The organism is Methylocystis sp. JR02 (assembly GCF_030063565.1).
Classification (GTDB): Bacteria; Pseudomonadota; Alphaproteobacteria; order Rhizobiales; family Beijerinckiaceae; genus Methylocystis; species Methylocystis iwaonis.
Genome location: NZ_JASIRC010000001.1, coordinates 1,500,264 through 1,520,578, shown reverse-complemented (window position 1 = coordinate 1,520,578; position 20,315 = coordinate 1,500,264). Strand labels below are relative to the sequence as shown.

Genomic DNA, 20,315 nt, shown 5'->3' with positions numbered 1-20,315 from the left:
GGGTGGCAAGGCGCGCCTGGATGAACTCTTGTTAAGGTGGCGCGAGGATTAATGGAAAGTAGAGAAGAGGCTTGGCGTCGCGCCCCTCGCCAGGAAACGCCCCGGATCCGTCATTGCGAGCGGAGCGATCAGGGCCGCGTCGCAACCGATCGCTTCGTCGCTTTGCCGCGCAATGACGGCTGCGCCGCCGGTTCTGGCTTTTTTTGTGCGGTTGCGAAAAGCGCAAGCGCCGTGCCAGGAGCCCTCGACTTCCCCTGCGCCCCCGGGCGTCCAGGCGGTTTCGAGGGGAAAAACGCGCGGCCAGCCATGGTGCGAAGCCGCATAGATGACTGATTGTCGCACCCTTGCCGTTCAAACGGATTACGCTAACATCGAGGGAAGGGCGTCGCCCGGCTTCCCGCCGGAGCGGCGGGATTGCGCGGCGCAATGCGGATGTCCCGGGAGTCGCGTGTCCTTGCCGCACGAGGACCAGGAGGAGAAGATGAGTGATGACGCGCCGACGTCGTTTCATAGCTACATGAGGCTGCTCCGAACTTTTGCGGCCGCCGGCGCTCTGGCTTTCACAGGGCTCTTCGCTGCGCCGGCAGAGGCGCATGGGCGCCTGGGCGCCGCCGAAGGCCGCTGCCGGCTGTACATCGGCCCCGACGTCATGAACTTCACGGGCTATTTGCCCGAGGCCTCGAAAAACGAGTTCTGCGAGGACATCCCCGCGACCGGCCCGATCATCATGGTGCTCGACGCGGAGCAGCAAGAGCTCCGCGACATGAAGATCGAGATCCGTATCGTCAAGGACGTGGGCGGCCCGGAAAAGGAGAACGAGAATCTCGAGGCGGCGACCGTCGCCTACCAGCCGCCCAAGCTCTATCCAACCGGTACGGTGAATTTCGAGCACACCTTCAAGGAGGGCGGCTATTTCGTCGGCATCGTGACCGTGACCGGCGACCACGGCGAGCAATGGGTGTCGCGCTTTCCTTTCTCGGTCGATCGCACTTTCATGCGCGATCTGCCGATCTATCTGACGCTTGGCCTTGGCGTCGTCGCCGCTTTCCTCATTTATCTCGTGCATCGCGGCCGCAAGCCGCCGCCGCAGATCGCCACCGCCGCGGCGGCTTTCAAGACGCCGCCGCTGCCGCCGATCGACGGCCCCGACCCGGACGCGGACCCGTCCCGAGAGACGGTTGAAGAAGAGGCGGCCGAGACCGACGGAGAAAAAGCCGAGGAACGGGACGAGACCGACAGGTACAGCACCGCCGCAGAATAGGTCGACATCCATGTAAGTCCGCCGTTTTCGACGCGGCGGACTTAGCAATTCAACTCGAGCTATTCGCCGCCGCCGTCGATCTGGCGGCCGATGATGGCGATGGCTCTTTCATAAACCGAGGCGGCGTTCCAGGCCTGGATCGCCTCGAAATTGGGCTCTCCCGGCTGATAGCCCGCCCCCGCGCGCCAGCCATGCGCGTGCAGGAAATTCGCCGTGGACATCAGCGCCGCCGAGGCGTTGTCCAGATTGCCGACGCCATATTGCAAAATGTTCTTGGGCAGAAACTGCGTCTGGCCAATCTCGCCATGCATGGAGCCGCGGGCGCTGGCGGACAGTCTCCCATTGTCGATCAGCTCGAGGGCGGCGTAGAGCTGATCTGTGAAATAGTCCGACCGTCGGCAGTCATAGGCGAGCGTCGCCACGGCGGACAGCGCGTGCTGATTGCCATGCACCGCGCCGAAACCCGTCTCCATGCCCCAAATCGCCAAAAGCGGGCCCGGCGGCACGCCATAGCGGCTCTGGATCGAGGAGAAGAGCGCGGCCTGCGAATGTTTGAGCTGGCGTCCGCGCGCGACGATGGCCGAGGCGCCGCGCTTCGTCATGAAGGCTTCCAGAGAGAGATGAAAGCTCTTCTGGCCGCGATCCGCGCCGATCGTCGGGGAGTTGTAATGGGTGTCCATGAGGGCGTCGATGCCCGCGGCGCCGACGCGCCCGCGCGCTTCCTCGGCAAACGCCTGTTTCCACGCCTCGAAGCCGCCCGCGCCATTGCCGCATCGCGCCGCCTGAGCCGGCGCCGCCACGCCGAGCGCTCCGATAACAAGCGTCGCCGCCAAAAACTTAGCGGCGGCGCGGCTTGTCGATAATCTCTTCATCGGCCTCCTCCTCGGGCTCTCCGAAACGCCAGGGAGCCTAAACATATTTGACAATGCGGCAAGCTTACGAGCGAGCGTTCGAATGTTCGTATATTGTTCTTGCGCGATCAAGCCCCGAAAGTTAATTTAGCTCTGTTTCAGGCGGCCGGTGGTTTTCTGGGAGCATTGCTATGGCGGTCAGGGTGGCGACGGTCGCTTTCGAAGGCGTCGAAGCGCGCCCGGTGGACGTCCAGGTCCAGATTGCGCCCGGCTCGGTCGTCTTCAATGTCGTGGGCCTTGGCGACAAGGCTGTCGCCGAATCGCGCGAGCGGGTGCGGGCGGCGCTCATCGCCTCCGGCCTCGCTCTGCCCGCTAGGCGCATCACCGTAAATCTCGCTCCCGCCGACATGCCCAAGGAAGGCAGCCATTATGATCTGCCCATCGCGCTGGGGGTGATGGCGGCCATTGGCGCGATCCCGGCCGATGCGCTGGAAGGCTTTGTCGTCCTCGGCGAGCTCGCGCTCGACGGGACGCTGACGCCTGTCGCCGGCGTGCTCCCGGCCGCGGTGGCGGCCAATGCGCGGGGGCAGGGGCTGATTTGCCCCAAGGAATGCGGGCCGGAAGCCGCCTGGGCCTCCGGAGAGATGGAGGTGCTCGCGCCGCGCTCGCTCATTCAGCTCGTCAATCATGTCAAAGGAACGCAGGTCTTGGCCCGGCCCGAGCCGGCGGTGCGCGCACGGGCCGCAGATCTTCCCGATCTTGCCGACATCAAAGGGCAGGAGAGCGCCAAGCGGGCGTTGGAAATCGCCGCGGCGGGAGGCCATAATCTGCTGATGAGCGGGCCGCCGGGGGCGGGCAAATCCATGCTCGCCGCAAGGCTCCCGTCGATCCTGCCGCCGCTGACGCCGCGCGAGCTGCTCGAAGTTTCCATGATCCATTCGGTCGCGGGGCAGATCGCCGGGGGCGAGCTGACCGACCGGCGGCCATTTCGCGCGCCGCATCATTCCGCTTCCATGGCCGCTCTCGTTGGCGGCGGAACCCACGCGAAGCCCGGCGAAATTTCGCTTGCCCACAATGGCGTGCTCTTCCTCGACGAATTGCCGGAGTTCCAGCCGCAGGTTCTCGACAGTCTGCGCCAGCCGCTCGAAACTGGCGAGGTCGCCATCGCGCGCGCCAATCATCGGGCGGTTTATCCCGCGCGTTTCCAGCTTGTCGCGGCGATGAACCCCTGCCGTTGCGGCCACGCGCTCGATCCCGGCTTCGCCTGCCGCCGGCAGCCCAATGAACGGTGCGTGGCGCAATATCAGGCGCGTCTGTCCGGGCCGCTGCTCGACCGTTTCGATCTCCAGATCGAGGCGCCCGCTGTCAGCGCCGCCGATCTTGTCCTGCCGCCGCCGGCCGAAGGCTCGCGCGAGGTTGCAGCGCGCGTCGCCCGCGCCCGCGCCTTGCAGCGGGAGCGTTACGAGGCGTTGGGACTGCCGGGCGTCCTCGCCAACGCCGCTGCGCCTGCGTCGGTCATCGAGCGGGTGGCGCAGCTCGACGGCCCGGGGACTGCGCTGATCCGGGACGCGTCGGATCGTTTCGCCCTGAGCGCGCGCGGCTTCCATCGCGTGTTGAAACTCGCCCGCACCATCGCCGATCTCGATGGCGCCGAACGGATTGCGCGCGCGCATCTTGCCGAGGCGCTCTCCTATCGTGCGGGTCTGGCGGCGCGGCGGGTCGCGGCATGAGCGCTGTGGAGCTTCTGGCGATCATCGCCGCTTTGGCGCTGTTCGGGGGCGCGGTTTTCGTCGCCTTGCGCAGGAGCCAGCGCGGCGCGCGCGAGGCGGAGCTCGAAAAGCTGCGGGATGAAATCTGGGAGCTGCGCGCCGCGGCGGCCGAGCGCGACAAGGCCGAGGCCGCGAGTCTGGCCAAATCCCGCTTTCTTGCGACCGTCAGTCACGAAATTCGCACGCCCCTCAATGGGGTGATGGGGCTCGCGCAGCTTCTTGCGATGACGCGGCTCGACGCGGAGCAGGCGAGCTACGTCGAGGCGATCGGCGATTCCAGCCGGTCGCTTGCTCAGCTCATCGACGACATCCTCGACTTCTCCAAGATCGAAGCCGGCAAATTGGACTTGCGCCGCGAGACCTTTGCATTGGCGCCGCTCGTCGAGGGCGTCGTCGAGCTGCTGGCGCCGCGCGCTTTCGCCAAAGGGTTGGAGATCGCAAGCGTTGTCGAGCAGGATGCGCCGCGAATGATCGCGGGCGATCCCTCGCGGCTGCGGCAGGTTCTGGTCAATCTTATCGGCAACGCCATCAACTTCACCGCGCGCGGCGGCGTCGGCGTGCGGGTTGCGCGTGACGGCGCCTTATTGCGAATCGACGTGCGCGATACGGGGCCGGGAGTTCCCGAGTCCGCGCGCGAGGCGATCTTCGAGGAATTCGAGCAGGGCGACGCCTCCGCGACGCGCCGCCAGGGCGGGACGGGATTGGGGCTCGCCATTTCTCGTCGTCTCGTAAGCCTGATGGGCGGCGCGCTGTCGCTCGCGCAGACGTCGAGCGATGGGTCGACCTTCGCCTTCACGCTGCCGGTCTCTACAAGCGCTCCGGAAACATCGTCGAAGCCGCTTGCCGGTCTGCGGGTCCTGATCGTCGACGACAGCTCGTTCGAGGCGCCGTTTCTCGCCGAGAGCCTGACGTCGGCGGGCGGCATTGCCGAGGTTGCCGCAAATCTGCAGGCGGGGCTGACACTTATCTCAACGGCTGCGCCATATGAGGCGATCATCGTCGATTGCGCGCTGGGATCGGAGGATGTCGCGCAACTTGCGGCGGCGGCGCGCGCGGCAGGCGTCCGGCGCCGCTTTCTCCTCTTCTCGCCCTTGGAGCGGCGGGCCTTCGGCGAAGCGGCGCTACGCGATTTCGACGGCTGGCTCGTCAAGCCGGTGCGCAGCGCCTCTCTCGTCGCGCGGCTGTCCAAAGAGCGGGCCGATGCGCCAGCGCCTGCCGCCGCGCAGCCGATCCGCGCGCTCGAGGGCGCGAGGGCGCTCATTGCCGAGGACAATGACGTCAACGCCCTGATTCTCTCGCGGCATCTCGCGAAGCTCGGCGCGGCGGCGACCCGCGCCCATAATGGCGCCGAGGCGGTCGCGCTTGTGACGGCGGCGATCGAAGCAGGTTCGGCTGGCCGCTATGACGTCGTCATTATGGATCTCTTCATGCCCGAACTCGACGGGCGCGAAGCGACGCGGCGAATCCGTGAGGCCGAAGCGCGCGCCCGGGCGCCGCGCACGCCGATCCTCGCCTTGACGGCGAGCGCGCAGGCGGAGGACGAGCGCGCGGCTCGCGCCGCCGGAGTCGACGGCTTTCTTACCAAACCGGTCGATTTCGCCGTGCTCGCCGCAACGATCGAGGAGCTGCGGCTTACGCCATGCGGCGTCGAACGCCGCGGCGGGTAGACCGGTGGAGACGCGCCCCGCTCACGCGCCTTACGGCGCCGCCGCTCCAAAACGCCCCGCGCGATAATCCGCGATCGCTTGCTCGATCTCCGCCCGCGTGTTCATCACGAAAGGCCCCTCCTGCACGACCGGCTCGTGGATCGGTTCGCCGCTGAGCAGCAGGAGTTTCGTATCCGCTTGCGCGGAGAAGATGACGTCGCCGCCCGCGCGCTCGAAGATGATCGTCTCTCCGGCGCGCACATGCGCCTGGCCATCGACGACAACCGGCCCGTCGAGCGCGACGACGACAAGATTATGCCCCTCGGGCAAGGAAAAGGCGGCGGTCCCGCCTTCCTTGATGCGGACGTCCCAAATGTTCATCGGCGTCGCCGTGCGCGCGGGCCCGGTCGCGCCCTGAAGCTCCCCGGCGATGACGCGCGCGACGCCGGCGCCCTTGTGCAGCGCCACATTCGGAATATCGCCGGCGGATAGCGCCTGGTAACGCGGGGCCGTCATCTTCAGGCGCGCCGGAAGATTGACCCATAGCTGAACGATTTCGAAGCGCCCGCCTGTCCGGGCGAAATCATCGGAATGATATTCCTCATGCAGGACGCCCGCGCCGGCTGTCATCCACTGCACGTCGCCAGGCCCGATAAGCCCGCCCGCGCCGGTCGAGTCGCGATGCGCGACTGCGCCGTCATAGACGATCGTCACCGTCTCGAAGCCGCGATGCGGATGCAGGCCGACGCCGAGACGCCGCTTGGTCGGCTCAAAATGAACGGGACCGGCGTAATCCAGCAGGAGGAAAGGGCTCACCAGCGCCTCGCGCCGTTGATGCGAGAAAAGCGTGCGCACCGCAAAGCCGTCGCCCACCCAATGCATGGTTTCGGGTGCGGCAAGGACGCCGATGATCTTGCGCATAACGGACCTCCCTGCCGACTCGTCCGGCAAATTCCTTTCCAACTTATGTTGGGGCTCGCGCGCGTAATTCAAACAAGCGGGCTCGGCGCGCGCCGCCCGCTTGACGCCGCCGCCTCGAGCGCCAACAAGGCAATCGCATTCTGTGTTGGAAGGAATTGTAGATGGCCTGGATCGTCCTCTTGATCGGAAGCCTTTGCGAGGTGGGCTGGCTCGTCGGCATGAAATACGCCGACGGCTTCACGCGCCTGTGGCCGACGGTGATCATGCTGTTTTTCATGGTCGCGAGCGTTGGCTGTTTGGGCGTCGCGATAAAGACGATACCGGCGGGGACAGCCTATGCCGTGTGGACCGGCGGCAGCATCGCGGCCGTGGCGGTCGTCGGCGTGTTTTTCTTAGGGGAGCCCGCCACCCCGATGCGCCTGGCCTCCTTCGCCTTGATCGTCATCGGCATGGTCGGGCTCAGATTGAGCGGCGTGAACTAAAAATAGCTCTCCAGCGTTCCACGCCGGCGCACGTCGAGCGTCGCGCAATGGTAGGCCCCGCCGAACGCCGCATAATGCAGGAAGGGGACGGGGATCGGCTCGAAGCCCCACTTCTCGACCTGTCGCATCATATTGACGTGATGCGGATCGACGATCATGCGCTTCTCGTCGATCATCAGAATATTCATGCTCAGCCATTTGCCGCACATGGAGGTGATGGCGAGAATGCGGTCGTCGATCGGCGTCGGGTCCGGCGCGACGAGTATGTCCCATTTCTTGAGAATGTCCGGCAGCTCGTCGGGGTGAATATATTCCGGATTGATGAGGAGCTTGCCGGGGCCGAGCGGCAAGATGGTCGTGTCGATATGCATCGGGTTGGGGCAGCGGCTCTTGATCTCGTGGATGCGATAGCCCTCGCCCAAATGCCGGCGCAGCCAGTCGACGCCCATTTTGTTCGTCACATTGGAGCGCGTGACGAAAATATCCCGCCCGCAGCGGAAGAAATCGGCGGCGTCGAACACCGGCTCGAATTCGGTGAGAATATAGCGGATCGGCTCGCCCTTTTTCGGCAATTCGAAATTCGGATCGAACAGCGCGTCGGTGAGTTGCGGCTTCGGGGCCGACGTCCAACGCGCGCCGCGGCGGAAATAGTCCTTGAGGATGGGGCGGTAAGAGTGCGTTTCGAAATAACGGCAGGGCCAGGCCATGGGCGTTTCGAGAATCTCGTCGCCAATGACCAGCATCGAATCGCGCGGGCAGGAATTGCAGAAGCCGCGCGAGGACCAATAGGGCGTCGAGAATTTGGCGTGGTGATCGAAGGGCTCGGGGCGCGTGATGGTGACGCCGAGCGATTCCAGCACCTTGATGAAATTATCGAGCTCCTCCTGGGCGGGCTCGACCATGAATTTGGGAAAGCGGAGGCCCGCCGCCAGGGACTGGGCGCGCGCCGCCATGCCGGGGATGTTGCAAGTGACGACCGGGTGGTTGGAGGGGATGGTCGACCCTTCTAGGCGTCCGACGATGATTTCCTCCAGCGGGTCCCATTCATTGTGGGAACTCACAGGGCAGGCGGCGGCGGACGATTCGGACGAAGGCGCGTGAAAGTTCATGCTGAAAATCCCGGTGTTTCCTCGCTATTATTTTTGGCCGACGCGGGAGAGACGGCCATCGCTCAATATGTCGCAGGAACGGCTCCGGTCCAACGCTCTTGCAAGTCCGGCTGGTTTCGCTTTATAAGCCGCGCTTCCGAACCGCCCGGCCAGTGATGGGCTGCCGTGGCGGTTCTTTCGCTCGCGCGAAGCGCGTTGGCTCAGCCGGCGCGAAAAACAACAGGGCCAAGGCCCAGGAGAGCAAAATGCCCAAGCTGAAGACGAAATCCGGCGCCAAGAAGCGCTTCAAGGTCACCGGGACCGGCAAGGTGGTCTATGCCCAGCAGGGCAAGCGCCACGGCATGATCAAGCGCACGAATAAGCAGATCAGAAATCTGCGCGGGACGAATGTTCTGTTCAAGACCGACGGCGACAACGTCAAGAAATACTTCCTGCCGAACGCCTAATCGTCCCCTATACACGCAGAATTCTGAAGGAGTTTCGTCATGGCTCGCGTCAAACGGGGCGTTACGTCCCACGCCAAGCACAAGAAAACGCTGAAGGCCGCCAAGGGCTTCTACGGCCGCCGCAAGAATACGATCCGCACCGCCAAGGCGGCCGTCGATCGCTCGATGCAATACGCCACGCGCGACCGCAAGGCCAAGAAGCGCACCTTCCGCGCCCTGTGGATCCAGCGCCTCAACGCCGCCGTGCGTGAGCATGGCCTGACCTATTCGCGCTTCATCGACGGCCTCGCCAAGGCTGGCGTGATCGTCGACCGCAAGGTTCTGTCGCAGCTCGCCATCGAGAAGCCCGAGGCTTTCGCGGCCATCGTGGCGCAGGCCAAGGCGGCGCTGCCGCAGGCTGCCTAACCTTCTGATCATACAAGATTTATTGAAGCGCTCGCCGTTCGACGGCGGGCGCTTTTTTGATTTATTCCAAATTTACCTGGATCAATCCGGCTTCTTCGGGTGTTGCTCCTCCCTGGAAAGGAGAACAGGAGTCACACTCATGAAAGGCAAGCAGAAAGACGGAGTCGCGGCGACTTTGGCCAAATTGGTGGACGCCGTGCGCGGCGCCTTCGCCGGCCCGGCGGCGCCCGTATTGCGGCCGATCCCCGTTCGGCGGCCGGTTGCTCCCCAACGCCATGACTAGCGCGTTGGACAAGACACTCCCGCCTGCGTCGGCGAGTCCTATCTTTTGCTACAGCAGCGAAAGACTCAGATAGAGGCCAAATGCCGGCGCAGGCGCTTTTGAGATCGACGAAATTCCTCGGAGAGGCGGTGAGGGAGACGCCGAGACTGGCGGTCGATCTCGCCGCGCGGTTGCAGGATCATCGGCGGATTGCCGATATGCCTTATGGCGAGGGTCCGCGCCGACGGCTCGACGTCTATCTTCCGGCGAGCCTCGCGGCGCCCCGCGCTATCATCCTTTATCTCTACGGCGGGAGCTGGTCCTCGGGCGCCAAGGAGATTTACCGCTTTCTCGGCGCGTCGCTGGCCGCGCGGGGCTATCTTGCCGTCGTCCCCGACTATAGCGTCTATCCGGCCGCCCGCTTTCCGGCGTTTGTCGAGGACGCCGCCGAGGCGCTTTGCTGGATCCATAACCATGCGGCGCGCTTCGGCGCCGACCGAAGGCGGCTCTTTGTCATGGGCCATTCGGCGGGAGCGCATATCGCCTCCATGCTCGCATTCGAAAAACGCTGGCTTGCCGCCGTCGGCCTCGATAGCCGCGCCGACCTTGCCGGCGTGATCGGCCTTGCCGGTCCCTATCATTTCGAGATCGACACGGATTTGCTCCGCGGCGTCTTCGGCCCGCCGGAGAACAAGGGACGGACCCAGCCCATGGCCTATGTGACGCGCGACGCGCCGCCGCTGCTGCTGGCGACGGGAGAGGTCGACAAGACCGTCTTGCCGCGCAACACGCATGATCTCGCGGCCGCTGTGCGGGCGGCGGGCGGCGAGGTCGAGACGAGATTCTATCCGCGGCTGGGGCATCGCGAGATCATCGGCGCCTTTTCTCCGATCTTTTCCTTCCTGGCGCCCGTCGCCGCCGACGTAACGGCCTTCATCTCGACTAAAACCGCGCGCGCCGCTAACACTGGGCGAAGCGGCGGAAGCGAGCGGGGCCCGCATGAGCCAGTCATATGATGTCATCGTCATCGGCGGCGGACCGGGCGGCTATGTCGCCGCCATACGCGCGGCGCAGCTCGGGCTGAAGACGGCGGTCGTCGAGCGCGAGCATCTCGGCGGCATCTGCCTCAATTGGGGCTGCATCCCGACCAAGGCGCTGCTGCGTTCGGCCGAGGTCTACCGGCTGGCGCAGGAGGGCGCGCGCTATGGCGTGACGGTCACGGAACCGGGCTTCGATGCGGCCCGTATCGTGGCGCGTTCGCGCGAGGCGGCGGGGCGGCTCAACGCCGGCGTCGGCTTTCTGCTGAAGAAAAACAAGGTCGACGTCATTTGGGGCGAGGCGCGGCTCGGGTCCAAGGGCGAAGTGCAGGTCGGCGCGCCGACGAAGCCGGCCGTGACGCCGCAGCTCCCGGCGCCGAAGACGCCTCTGGGGGAGGGCGCCTATCAGGCCAAGCATATCATCGTCGCGACCGGGGCGCGTCCGCGCGTCCTTCCGGGGCTGGAGCCCGACGGGCGGCTGGTATGGACTTACTTCGACGCGCTGAAGCCCGAACGGTTCCCGAAGTCGTTGCTCGTCGTCGGCGCTGGCGCCATCGGCGTTGAATTTGCCTCCTTTTATCGGACCTTCGGCGTCGAGGTGACGCTGGTCGAGGCGCTGCCGCAAATTCTCGCCGCGGAAGACGCCGAGATCGCCGCTTTCGCGCGCAAGAGCTTCGAGAAGCAAGGGATTGTCATAGAGACGGCGACAACTGTCGTTGGTCTGGAGAAGAAGGCCGAGAGCGTCGTCGTCACGCTGAAGGGCGCCGACGGCGGGACACGCACGCTGGAGGTCGAGCGCGCGCTCTCGGCGGCGGGCGTGGTCGCCAATGTCGAAAACCTCGGGCTCGAGGCGCTGGGCGTCGCGCTGGAGCGCGGCGTCATCAAGACGGACGGGCTCGGGCGCACCAATGTTCCGGGCGTCTACGCCATCGGCGACGTCGCGGGTGGGCCGATGCTGGCGCATAAGGCGGAGCACGAGGGCGTCTTATGCGTCGAGGCGATTGCGGGGCTGCCGGCGCATCCGCTGGATAAATCGCTTGTTCCGGGCTGCACCTATTGCCATCCGCAGGTGGCGTCGGTCGGCCTCACCGAGGAGAAGGCGAAGGCTGCGGGCTATGAGGTCCGGATCGGACGCTTCCCCTATCTCGGCAATGGCAAGGCCATCGCGCTCGGCGAGCCCGAAGGTCTCGTGAAGACGATCTTCGACGCCAAGACCGGCCGCTTGCTCGGCGCGCATCTCGTGGGCGCCGAGGCGACGGAGCTGATTCAGGGCTTTGTCATCGCCATGAATCTGGAGACGACGGAAGAAGAGCTGATCCAGACGATCTTCCCGCATCCGACGCTCTCCGAGACGATGCATGAGAGCGTGCTGAACGCTTTTGGGCGGGCGATTCATATTTGACCCCCTCCCCAACCCTCCTAAAGGAGCCACGCACCTTGGGGGCCGTCATGGCCGGGCTTGTCCCGGCCACCCACGCCGAGGTGCACAGCCGGACAAGACGCGTTACCACTGGATAAAGCCCCAGTAGCGCTCGCCTCTCATGGCGCCAGCAATTCGACTGGCATCGCGACAAGCGAGTGGAGCGAAATCATGCTCGCCGCACCCATAAATTGTAGTGTTTTATAACCACCTTCTTTAGACAGAACCTCTATTTGAAGGGCATCCAAGCACCCACCTTGGTTCCTCATCGCCCATATAAAGACGATAACCCCAAAATAATTTTGAAGCCCAGTCGTCGTTTTCTCGATCTGACCGTCGTCTTGAGGGAAAATATTGCCTTTCTTCCAATACAAAGAGTCATCGTCATGATTTATAGCAATCGAAACAGATGAATCTTGGAGTTCTAGGAGGACACCGTCAGCGCTTGGTGAATCGACCGCGCCGTATAAGCGTATGCCGGAGATCTCCTGATGAGCCAGTTGCCTTATATCTAAGTCGCTATCGCGGTTCCTTTCAAATCGCTCGCTGTTCATCGAGACTCAACTCCGTCCGCATATCTCTGTAAGATAAATACTCACCATTGATGTCATAATGTCGAATCTACACATTAGTGGAATCGGACGGTAAAGTGTTGTTCCGCTAAACACTCTCGGTCACTCTATTGAATAGAGTTGAGAGGATGCGCATGTGTGCATGCATGGCCATGGTAGACGCATTTTCTTGGATTACGCCGAGCAGACACTCAATTCACGGCAAATTACCGCTATCGATCCTGCGTACGAGCAGCTCAATAAAACTAGAAACAATTCACCATGCATTTTCCTTCGTTTTTCTGCTATCTTGATGACGTCTTTAGGATCATATCGTGCAGAAAAAAGTATATTCCAGGCGCTATCCGGTATGTCAAAAGCATCAGGGGCATCGCCTATTTTCCAGGCAAAAAGGTCGGAAACAATAGACTCGTTACATATATCCGAAAAGTTGTAGTCATAAACCTCGTTCATGACCACGGAAACGAAAGTTCCCGATTCGCTTCTTAGCTTAAGACCAAAGGCGCCATCGTCACCGACGGAAAGTGCTACCAATAAACTATCGTGGATTCCTTTATGAAGCACTCGACCGTCGGCATCAAATGCTAGCATCAAATTGCCTCCGTCTTTCTATCTGGACCATCGCATTGAAGAGAAAATTGGATGCATTTCCATGGATTACAAGCCGGGGAACTTGAGAGTCAGCGTTACCCCCCAGGAGGAACGTTTGGTCCCCTTGGTCCCGGCCATGACGAGGGTCGCGCCATGGAGATGTGTGCATAAGCTGACCTACTCTCTCCCGCGAGGCGCTATCGGATTCACACATCGCAGAGGGTCAGCGCGGCTCCGAACTTTATTCGTCGAAAGTCGTCGAGGCCCTGGCGCATTACTTTGGGGCCGGGCTTTCCGTAATAGGCGGTCCAGCCGCCGAGCCTGGCGACGACCCAGGCGGCGAAGGCGAGGCTGCCTTTGCGGTGGGGGTTCTTCTGGCGGGCCGTCGCGCCCTCGAGCTTCGCCGAGACGGCCTCGAGCAGCGCTTCGTCCTCGGGTTCGAAAGCGTCCGTCAGCAACTGGTCGGTCGCGCCGTCGCGCGCCTTGACCAGTTGCATGACCGTCACCGCGGCGACCGCCGTCGCCGCCACCAGCTTGATCATCACTTTCGGATCGCAGATGTCGGCCTGCTCGATCTCGAAGCCCGCCGTCTTCAGCGTGCGGAAGAATTCCTCGATGGTCCAGCGCATTCGATAGAGGTCGATCACCCGGCGCGCCTCGGCCAGGCTCGTCGCCGCATGGGTCGTGAGAAGCCGCCAATGAATGGGCGCGACGCCCTCCGCGGCCCCGACCTCGCGCACGTCGACCAAAGTCACGCCGACCGCGTCCGGCAAGTCGCGCGCGCCGTGGCGCGGCTTGCGCAAAGTGACCGGCGAGACGCGGACCACGAGCTCCGCCTTGCGCGCCTTGCGTCCCGGAGCCGCCGGGATCTCGGCGACGAAGCGGCCCGCCTCGGCCAATCCGTCGGCGAAGGGGAACAAAAGCTCGATCGCATCCTCGCCGTCTGCGGCGATCGTCCGGTTCTGGCAGGCGCGCACAATCAGCTCGACGCCGCCCGGACGCTGCGCGAGATGCGCGTAGATGTCGCTCTCCCGATCCGAGACGACAGTGATCCGCTTCGCCGCCGCGAAATCCTCGCGCGCATGCGCCGCCACATCGAGCCAGCGCTGCGATTCCTTGTCCGCGAGCGCGCGCGAGCGCCGCGCCGCGACCTTGGCCCCCGTGTCGCGGTTCCAGACCTCGGCATGAGCGAGGCCGAGCAGCGCGCCCGTGCCGGCGTCGAGCGCCAGGGCCGCGTGCAGCAAAAGGCCGCGCGTCCCGCCGCCCTTGCCGACCGGCCCATAGCCGTTCGCCTGCGCGCGCTTGCCGCCGAGCGCCAGCTCGCTGGTGTCCTGCGCCACCACTATGTCGCGACCCGCCGCCCGCGCCGCTGTGAGCCCGGCGGCGTGCCGCGCCATCTCCTCGGCGGTCACCGCAGGATTGCGCAGGAAGCGCGTGAGCCGCACCTCCTGCGCCCGCCGCCCGCCGGCGATCCGACGGATGCGCGCGCACGGCCGCGCGACGAGGCCCCGATGCAACGAGACCCCCCTTTTTCCAGGCGGCGGTCGCCGAACCGCCCCAGTCCATACGAAATCGCCATGCCCCACCCCGCGAATCAATACGCGACCCACGGAATCAAACAGACCCCACCGAGGCAATCACGATGTGTGCATTCGATAGCCCGCGAGGCGGGGGAGGGACAGGGAGGGGGCGTTTCAGAGATAAACGCTCTTGCAAGCAGGCGCGCGCGACTGTTTTTATTGTGAAGGCGAAGCGGGAAAGGGAAGACATATGGCCAGCGATCGCGCTCCCGAGTCCAGCGAAGCGATGCGGCGCATGCGCGGCTTCGCGCATCCCGTCGGGCATTTTCTCTCGGAGAGCTTTCACTTCCTGGGGCTTTTCGCCATTGGCGGCGCCACGGTCTGGGCGGCGGCGAAGGCCTTTATCGAAATGACCGGGAAGGGCCACGCCTCGATCGAGGATCTCCTTCTGCTCTTCATCTACCTCGAGATCGGGTCGATGGTGGGAATTTATTTCAAGACAAATCATATGCCGGTGCGTTTTCTGCTTTACGTCGGCATTACTGCGCTCACGCGCCATATGATCGGCTATGTCCAGAAGGATGCGCCGCCGGACTTTGGCATTTTGATCCTCGCCGGCGGCACGTTGATCCTGGCGCTCGCGGTCTTCATCATCCGCTATGCGTCGTTCCACTACCCCTCTTCGGAGGCGAGCGAGCCGGGACGCGAGACGGCGTAGAGGGGGCCTTACGCCCCCTTCTCCGCCGGCAGATTCAGCCTGATGTGCAGCTCGCGGAGCTGCTTCATCGTCGCTTCGCCCGGCGCGCCCATCAGCAAATCCTCGGCGCGCTGGTTCAACGGGAAGAGCGTCACCTCGCGCAGATTTTCTTCCTCGGCGAGCAGCATCACGATGCGATCGACGCCCGGCGCAATGCCGCCATGGGGCGGGGCCCCATATTGGAAGGCGCGATACATGCCGCCGAATTTCTCGAGCAGCACATCCTCGCCATAGCCGGCGATCTCGAAGGCCTTCTTCATGATCTCGGGGCGATGGTTTCGGATGGCGCCCGAGGAGAGCTCCACGCCGTTGCAGACGATGTCGTATTGATAGGCGAGGATGTCGAGCGGGTCCTTCGTCTCCAGCGCCTCCATGCCGCCTTGCGGCATGGAGAAGGGATTGTGCGAGAAGTCGATCTTCTTGTCCTCGTCGTTCCACTCGTACATCGGGAAGTCGACGATCCAGCAGAATTCGAAGACGTCGGCCTTCGACAGGCCCAACTCATTGCCGATGCGCAGACGCGCCGCGCCGGCGAGCTTCGCCGCCGGGGTCTCTTCGCCCGCCGAGAAGAAGACGGCGTCGCCCGCCTTCACGCCGGCCTTGGCGGCGATAACCGCCTGCACGTCGGCGGGGATGAATTTCGCGATCGGACCCTTGCCGGTCAGCGCGCCGTTTTCTTCCTCGAAGATGATGTAGCCCAGCCCCGGCGCGCCTTCGCCGCGCGCCCAGTCGTTGAGCTTATCGAAGAAGCTGCGCGGCTGGCTCGCGGCGCCGGGCGCCGGAATGGCGCGCACCGTCTTGCCTCGGAAAGCCTTGAAGCTGACGTTCTCGCCTTCGAACTCGGCCGAGAGATCGACGATGACGAGCGGATTGCGCAGGTCCGGCTTGTCCGAGCCGTATTTCAGCATGGCTTCGCGGAAGGGGATGCGCGGGAATTTCTGCGTGACCGGCTTGCCCTTCGAGAATTCCTCGAAGACGCCGCGCAGCACCGGCTCCATCGCCTCGAACACGTCTTCCTGGGTGACGAAGCTCATCTCTACGTCGAGCTGGTAGAATTCGCCGGGCGAGCGGTCGGCGCGCGCGTCCTCGTCGCGGAAGCAGGGCGCGATCTGGAAATAGCGATCGAAGCCAGCGACCATGAGGAGCTGCTTGAACTGCTGCGGCGCCTGCGGCAGCGCATAGAACTTGCCGGGATGCAGGCGCGAGGGCACCAAAAAGTCGCGCGCGCCCTCGGGCGAGGAGGCGGTGAGAATCGGCGTCTGGAACTCGAAGAAATTGCCGGCCTTCATGCGCGAGCGGATCGAGTCGATGATGCGCCCACGCAGCATGATGTTGGCGTGGAGCTTCTCGCGGCGCAGGTCGAGGAAGCGATATTTGAGGCGGATGTCTTCCGGATAATTCTGATCGCCGAAGACCGGGAGCGGCAGCTCGCCCGCGGGGCCGAGCACCTCGATCTCAGTCACATAGATCTCGACGTGGCCCGTCGGCATGTCGGGGTTCTCGGTGCCGGCCGGGCGCTTGCGCACCTCGCCGTCGAGCCTCACGACCCATTCCGAGCGCAGCTTTTCAGCCTGCGCGAAGGCAGGCGAATCGGGGTCGACCACGCATTGGGTGAGGCCGTAATGGTCGCGCAGGTCGATGAACAGCACGCCGCCATGGTCGCGGATGCGGTGGCACCAGCCGGAGAGGCGGATTTTCTGACCCGCGAGCGCTTCGGTGGGCTCTCCGCAGGTATGCGAACGGTAGCGATGCATGGGCCGCTTTCGGTTGGAAATGTAAAGGATGCCGGAAAGGCCCGGCGATTGCGCGCCAAGAAGCGCAATGGGATTGTCCCTGTCAAGCCGGGGAGGGAGGGGTTCTGGCTCGGATGTCGGGCGCCGAACTGTCCCCTCCCCAACCCTCCCCGGTTTTGCGTCGCAAAGCGGGAGAAGGAGGAACCATGATGCCCAGCCGCTACACCGAAGACGAACTCATCGCCCGCGTCTTCGCCCCCATCGCCGGGCCGGCGGCCTTGGGGTTGAAGGACGACGCCGCGCTCATTGAGCCTTCGCCCGAGGCCACCGTCGCCACCGTCGATATGCTCGTCGCGGGGGTGCATTTCTTTCCCGACGATCCGCCGGGCGCCATCGCCCGCAAGGCGCTGCGGGTCAATCTTTCAGATCTGGCCGCCAAGGGCGCCGCCCCGATCGGTTTTCTCCTCTCGCTTGCCCTGCCGACCGACTGGACGAATGATTGGCTCTCGGCCTTCGCGGCGGGCCTTGCGGAAGACGCCGCAACCTACGCCGCGCCGCTCATCGGCGGCGACACGACGGCGACCCCGGGCCCGTTGACGATTTCGATCACCGCGCTCGGCCGCACGGCGCGTTTCGCGCCGCGCACCGGCGCCAGGGCCGGCGACGCCATCTATGTGTCCGGGACGATCGGCGACGCCGCGCTCGGCCTCGCGCTGCGCCGCGATGCAAAACTAGCGGCGCGACTTTCGCCTCTTGCCCGCGCGTATCTCCTCGACCGCTATCTGCTTCCGCGTCCGCGTCTCGATCTCGTTTCGCTGCTGCGCGACCACGCCAGCGCTGCAATGGACGTCTCGGATGGGCTCGCCGGCGATCTCGCCAAGCTTTGCGCGGCCTCGGGCGTGGGCGCGGTGGTGGAGGCGCCGATGGTCCCGCTGTCGGACGCCGCGCGCGAGGCGATTGCGCTTGCGCCAAGCCTTTTCGAGACCGCGCTGACGGGCGGCGACGACTACGAGATTCTCTTCACGGCCGGCCCCGGTTTCGCTCCGCCAGACGCGGTGACGCGAATTGGAGAAATCCTCGCCGGCCCGGCCGCGCCACAGTTCCGCAGCGCAGCAAAAAAGCCGCTGATTTTCAAGAAATTATCCTTCAGCCACTTTTGAGGGCGCCCGGTGGCGCCATTGCCGGAAGCCCCGGAGTCTGGCACAAATCGCCCCCGGAAAACTTTCGCGCGCCCGGACGATTCCAGCGGCCGGGACGCGTTTCCTTTTTCCATTTGCGCGACAGCCCTTTGTGGCGCGAACCGCTCGACCGCTGGTCGAAGAAAGAAAAGGCGAACCCAAATGGTCCTTTTTCTCACCATCGTCTTCGGACTTATGTCCATCGCATATGGCGTAAAAACTTCCCAAGAGTTGATCGCGGCCGATCCCGGCTCGCAGCGCATGCAGGAAATCTCCGGCGCCGTGGCGGAGGGCGCGCAGGCCTATCTCAACCGCCAATATAAGACCATCGGTTACGTCGGCGCCGTGATCTTCGTGCTGCTCGTCATTCTTCTGGGCTGGTCCGTGGGCTTCGGCTTCGCGATCGGGGCGGCGCTCTCCGGCGCGGCCGGCTATATCGGCATGAATGTCTCGGTGCGCGCCAATGTCCGCACCGCGCAGGCGGCGACTAAGTCGCTCGCCGGGGGCCTCGACATCGCCTTCAAGGCGGGCGCCGTCACCGGCCTGTTGGTTGCGGGCCTCGCGCTGCTCGGCGTCGCGATCTATTTCGCCATCCTCACCTGGTTCGTCGGCTATTCGGTCTCCGACCGCGCGGTTGTCGACGCGCTTGTCGCGCTGGGCTTCGGCGCCTCGCTCATCTCGATCTTCGCGCGCCTTGGCGGCGGCATCTTCACCAAGGGCGCCGATGTGGGCGCCGATCTCGTCGGCAAGGTCGAAGCGGGCATTCCCGAAGATGATCCACGCAACCCGGCCACCATCGCTGACAACGTCGGCGACAATGTCGGCGACTGCGCGGGCATGGCGGCCGATCTCTTCGAGACCTATGCGGTCACCGTCGTCGCGACCATGGTTCTGGCCTCGATCTTCTTTGCCGGCCAGGAAGGCCTCTATGGCGCGGTGATCTACCCGCTCGCCATCGGCGGCCTCTCCATCCTCACCTCCATCGCTGGCACTTATTTCGTGAAGCTCGGCCAGGACGACACGGAATGGGGCAAGTTCGCCGCCCCTTACTTCGCGAAGATCGGCCTCAAGGACGACTCGATCATGGACGCCCTCTACAAGGGCCTCATTGCGACGGGCGTTCTTTCCATCGTGGGCCTGTTCATCGCGACGCTCTTCACCGTGGGCCTCGGCGAGGTCGGCAAGGTCAACGGCCAGTCGGTCTATGGCGTGGGCCTGTTCTTCTGCGGCATTGTCGGCCTGATCGTGACGGGCGCGATCGTCTATATCACCGAATATTACACCGGCACGGGCAAACGCCCGGTGGTGTCGATCGCGCAGGCCTCGGTGACGGGCCATGGCACCAACGTCATCCAGGGTCTCGCCGTGTCGCTCGAGGCGACCGCCGGGCCGGCGCTGGTGATCGTGCTCGGCATCATCCTGACCTATAATTTCGGCGGCCTCTATGGCACGGCGATCGCGGTGACCACCATGCTCGGCCTCGCCGGCATGATCGTCGCGCTCGACGCCTTCGGTCCCGTGACCGACAACGCCGGCGGCATCGCCGAAATGTCGGGCCTGCCGAAGGAGGTGCGTCAATCCACCGACGCGCTCGACGCCGTTGGCAACACCACCAAGGCCGTGACCAAGGGCTACGCCATCGGCTCGGCCGGCCTTGGCGCGCTGGTGCTGTTCGCCGCCTATACGAACGACATCAAGCATTTCGCCGCGACGGGCGTGTCCTTCTTCAAGGGAATGGAGAATATCGACTTCAGCCTCTCCAACCCCTTCGTGGTCGCGGGCCTGATCTTCGGCGGCCTGATTCCCTACCTCTTCGGCGGCATCGCCATGACGGCGGTGGGCCGCGCGGCTGGCTCGGTCGTGGAGGAAGTGCGCCGTCAGTTCAAGGAGAAGCCCGGCATTATGGACGGCTCGGCGCGCCCGGATTACGGCCGCGCGGTCGACATGCTGACCCAGGCGGCGATCCAGGAGATGATCGTGCCGTCGCTCCTGCCGGTCGCGGCGCCGGTGGTGATGTTCATCCTCGTGCTGATCCTCGGCGGCGGCAAGGCCAATGCGCTGGCGGCGGTCGGCGCGCTGCTCCTGGGCGTCATCGTCAATGGCGTCTTCGTCGCCATCTCGATGACTTCGGGCGGCGGCGCCTGGGACAACGCCAAGAAGTCCTTCGAGGATGGCTTCATCGACAAGGACGGCGTGAAGCACCTCAAGGGCTCCGAGGCGCATAAGGCCTCGGTGACGGGCGACACCGTCGGCGACCCCTATAAGGACACGGCCGGCCCCGCCGTGAACCCGGCGATCAAGATCACCAATATCGTCGCGCTGCTGCTGCTCGCCATATTGGCGCACTGGGGCTGA

Annotated in this window: 19 protein-coding genes; 12 read left to right on the top strand and 7 right to left on the bottom strand. The window is 64.4% G+C overall.

Going from position 1 to position 20,315, the window contains the following annotated elements; all coding sequences use genetic code 11:
• Nucleotides 1–481 precede the first annotated feature (481 nt).
• A complete protein-coding gene (locus tag QNA11_RS07345; protein ID WP_246744936.1) occupies nt 482–1,261 on the top strand; it encodes a hypothetical protein in 780 nt (259 codons plus the stop codon).
• 59 nt (nt 1,262–1,320) lie between these two features.
• On the opposite strand, the gene QNA11_RS07340 is transcribed toward QNA11_RS07345, so the two are convergent.
• Entirely contained in the window at nt 1,321–2,133 is an 813-nt protein-coding gene (locus QNA11_RS07340; protein WP_283482509.1) for a lytic murein transglycosylase, read from the bottom strand.
• 170 nt (nt 2,134–2,303) lie between these two features.
• Between QNA11_RS07340 and QNA11_RS07335 the strand changes: the two genes are divergently transcribed.
• The gene (locus tag QNA11_RS07335; RefSeq protein ID WP_202073685.1) at nt 2,304–3,842 is read left to right on the top strand and encodes a YifB family Mg chelatase-like AAA ATPase; all 1,539 of its coding nucleotides are present in this window, start codon (nt 2,304–2,306) and stop codon (nt 3,840–3,842) included.
• On the top strand, nt 3,839–5,548 hold the full coding sequence (locus QNA11_RS07330) for an ATP-binding protein (protein ID WP_283482508.1): 1,710 nt from the start codon (nt 3,839–3,841) through the stop codon (nt 5,546–5,548). Before QNA11_RS07335 ends, QNA11_RS07330 begins: the two co-directional genes overlap by 4 nt.
• A gap of 30 nt (nt 5,549–5,578) precedes the next feature.
• Here the strand turns inward: QNA11_RS07330 and QNA11_RS07325 are convergent, their stop codons facing one another.
• On the bottom strand, nt 5,579–6,448 hold the full coding sequence (locus QNA11_RS07325; protein WP_283482507.1) for a pirin family protein: 870 nt from the start codon (nt 6,446–6,448) through the stop codon (nt 5,579–5,581).
• A 161-nt stretch (nt 6,449–6,609) separates the two neighbouring features.
• Between QNA11_RS07325 and QNA11_RS07320 the strand changes: the two genes are divergently transcribed.
• On the top strand, nt 6,610–6,930 hold the full coding sequence (locus QNA11_RS07320) for a DMT family transporter (RefSeq protein ID WP_283482506.1): 321 nt from the start codon (nt 6,610–6,612) through the stop codon (nt 6,928–6,930).
• Here QNA11_RS07320 and QNA11_RS07315 read toward each other — a convergent pair.
• Nucleotides 6,927–8,039, bottom strand: coding sequence for an amidinotransferase (locus QNA11_RS07315; RefSeq protein WP_283482505.1), 1,113 nt, complete (start codon nt 8,037–8,039; stop codon nt 6,927–6,929). The two genes, QNA11_RS07320 and QNA11_RS07315, sit on opposite strands and share 4 nt — an antisense overlap.
• 245 nt (nt 8,040–8,284) lie before the next feature.
• Here QNA11_RS07315 and rpmI point away from each other — a divergent pair, with 245 nt between their 5' ends.
• The 5 genes from rpmI (at nt 8,285) to lpdA (ending at nt 11,591) form a co-directional block, all read left to right on the top strand.
• Nucleotides 8,285–8,485, top strand: coding sequence for a 50S ribosomal protein L35 (gene rpmI, locus QNA11_RS07310; RefSeq protein WP_165047728.1), 201 nt, complete (start codon nt 8,285–8,287; stop codon nt 8,483–8,485).
• A gap of 39 nt (nt 8,486–8,524) precedes the next feature.
• The gene (gene rplT, locus QNA11_RS07305) at nt 8,525–8,890 is read left to right on the top strand and encodes a 50S ribosomal protein L20 (protein ID WP_202073690.1); all 366 of its coding nucleotides are present in this window, start codon (nt 8,525–8,527) and stop codon (nt 8,888–8,890) included.
• Between the two features lie 139 nt (nt 8,891–9,029).
• The gene (locus QNA11_RS07300) at nt 9,030–9,173 is read left to right on the top strand and encodes a hypothetical protein (RefSeq protein ID WP_283482504.1); all 144 of its coding nucleotides are present in this window, start codon (nt 9,030–9,032) and stop codon (nt 9,171–9,173) included.
• 80 nt (nt 9,174–9,253) lie between these two features.
• Nucleotides 9,254–10,168 carry an alpha/beta hydrolase gene (locus QNA11_RS07295; RefSeq protein WP_283482503.1) on the top strand — a complete coding sequence of 305 codons (915 nt, stop codon included), beginning with the start codon at nt 9,254–9,256 and terminating at the stop codon, nt 10,166–10,168.
• On the top strand, nt 10,152–11,591 hold the full coding sequence (gene lpdA / locus QNA11_RS07290; protein ID WP_283482502.1) for a dihydrolipoyl dehydrogenase: 1,440 nt from the start codon (nt 10,152–10,154) through the stop codon (nt 11,589–11,591). The genes QNA11_RS07295 and lpdA overlap by 17 nt, the downstream gene beginning before the upstream one ends.
• 137 nt (nt 11,592–11,728) lie before the next feature.
• On the opposite strand, the gene QNA11_RS07285 is transcribed toward lpdA, so the two are convergent.
• The 3 genes from QNA11_RS07285 to QNA11_RS07275 all read right to left on the bottom strand — a co-directional run bounded on the left by QNA11_RS07285 (nt 11,729) and on the right by QNA11_RS07275 (nt 14,289).
• Entirely contained in the window at nt 11,729–12,163 is a 435-nt protein-coding gene (locus QNA11_RS07285; protein ID WP_283482501.1) for a DUF6334 family protein, read from the bottom strand.
• Between the two features lie 192 nt (nt 12,164–12,355).
• A complete protein-coding gene (locus QNA11_RS07280) occupies nt 12,356–12,772 on the bottom strand; it encodes a hypothetical protein (protein ID WP_283482500.1) in 417 nt (138 codons plus the stop codon).
• Nucleotides 12,773–12,978: 206 nt separating this feature from the next.
• Nucleotides 12,979–14,289 carry an IS4 family transposase gene (locus QNA11_RS07275; RefSeq protein ID WP_283482499.1) on the bottom strand — a complete coding sequence of 437 codons (1,311 nt, stop codon included), beginning with the start codon at nt 14,287–14,289 and terminating at the stop codon, nt 12,979–12,981.
• A gap of 253 nt (nt 14,290–14,542) precedes the next feature.
• On the opposite strand from QNA11_RS07275, the gene QNA11_RS07270 reads away from it, so the two are divergent.
• Nucleotides 14,543–15,010, top strand: a complete 468-nt coding sequence (locus QNA11_RS07270; protein WP_283482498.1) for a phosphate-starvation-inducible protein PsiE — start codon at nt 14,543–14,545, stop codon at nt 15,008–15,010.
• Between the two features lie 8 nt (nt 15,011–15,018).
• Here QNA11_RS07270 and aspS read toward each other — a convergent pair whose 3' ends face one another.
• Nucleotides 15,019–16,803, bottom strand: coding sequence for an aspartate--tRNA ligase (aspS, locus tag QNA11_RS07265; protein WP_283482497.1), 1,785 nt, complete (start codon nt 16,801–16,803; stop codon nt 15,019–15,021).
• A 188-nt stretch (nt 16,804–16,991) separates the two neighbouring features.
• Here aspS and thiL point away from each other — a divergent pair, with 188 nt between their 5' ends.
• Both thiL and QNA11_RS07255 read left to right on the top strand, forming a co-directional pair.
• A complete protein-coding gene (gene thiL / locus QNA11_RS07260) occupies nt 16,992–17,942 on the top strand; it encodes a thiamine-phosphate kinase (RefSeq protein ID WP_283484172.1) in 951 nt (316 codons plus the stop codon).
• Nucleotides 17,943–18,122: 180 nt separating this feature from the next.
• Nucleotides 18,123–20,315, top strand: a complete 2,193-nt coding sequence (locus QNA11_RS07255; RefSeq protein ID WP_283482496.1) for a sodium-translocating pyrophosphatase — start codon at nt 18,123–18,125, stop codon at nt 20,313–20,315.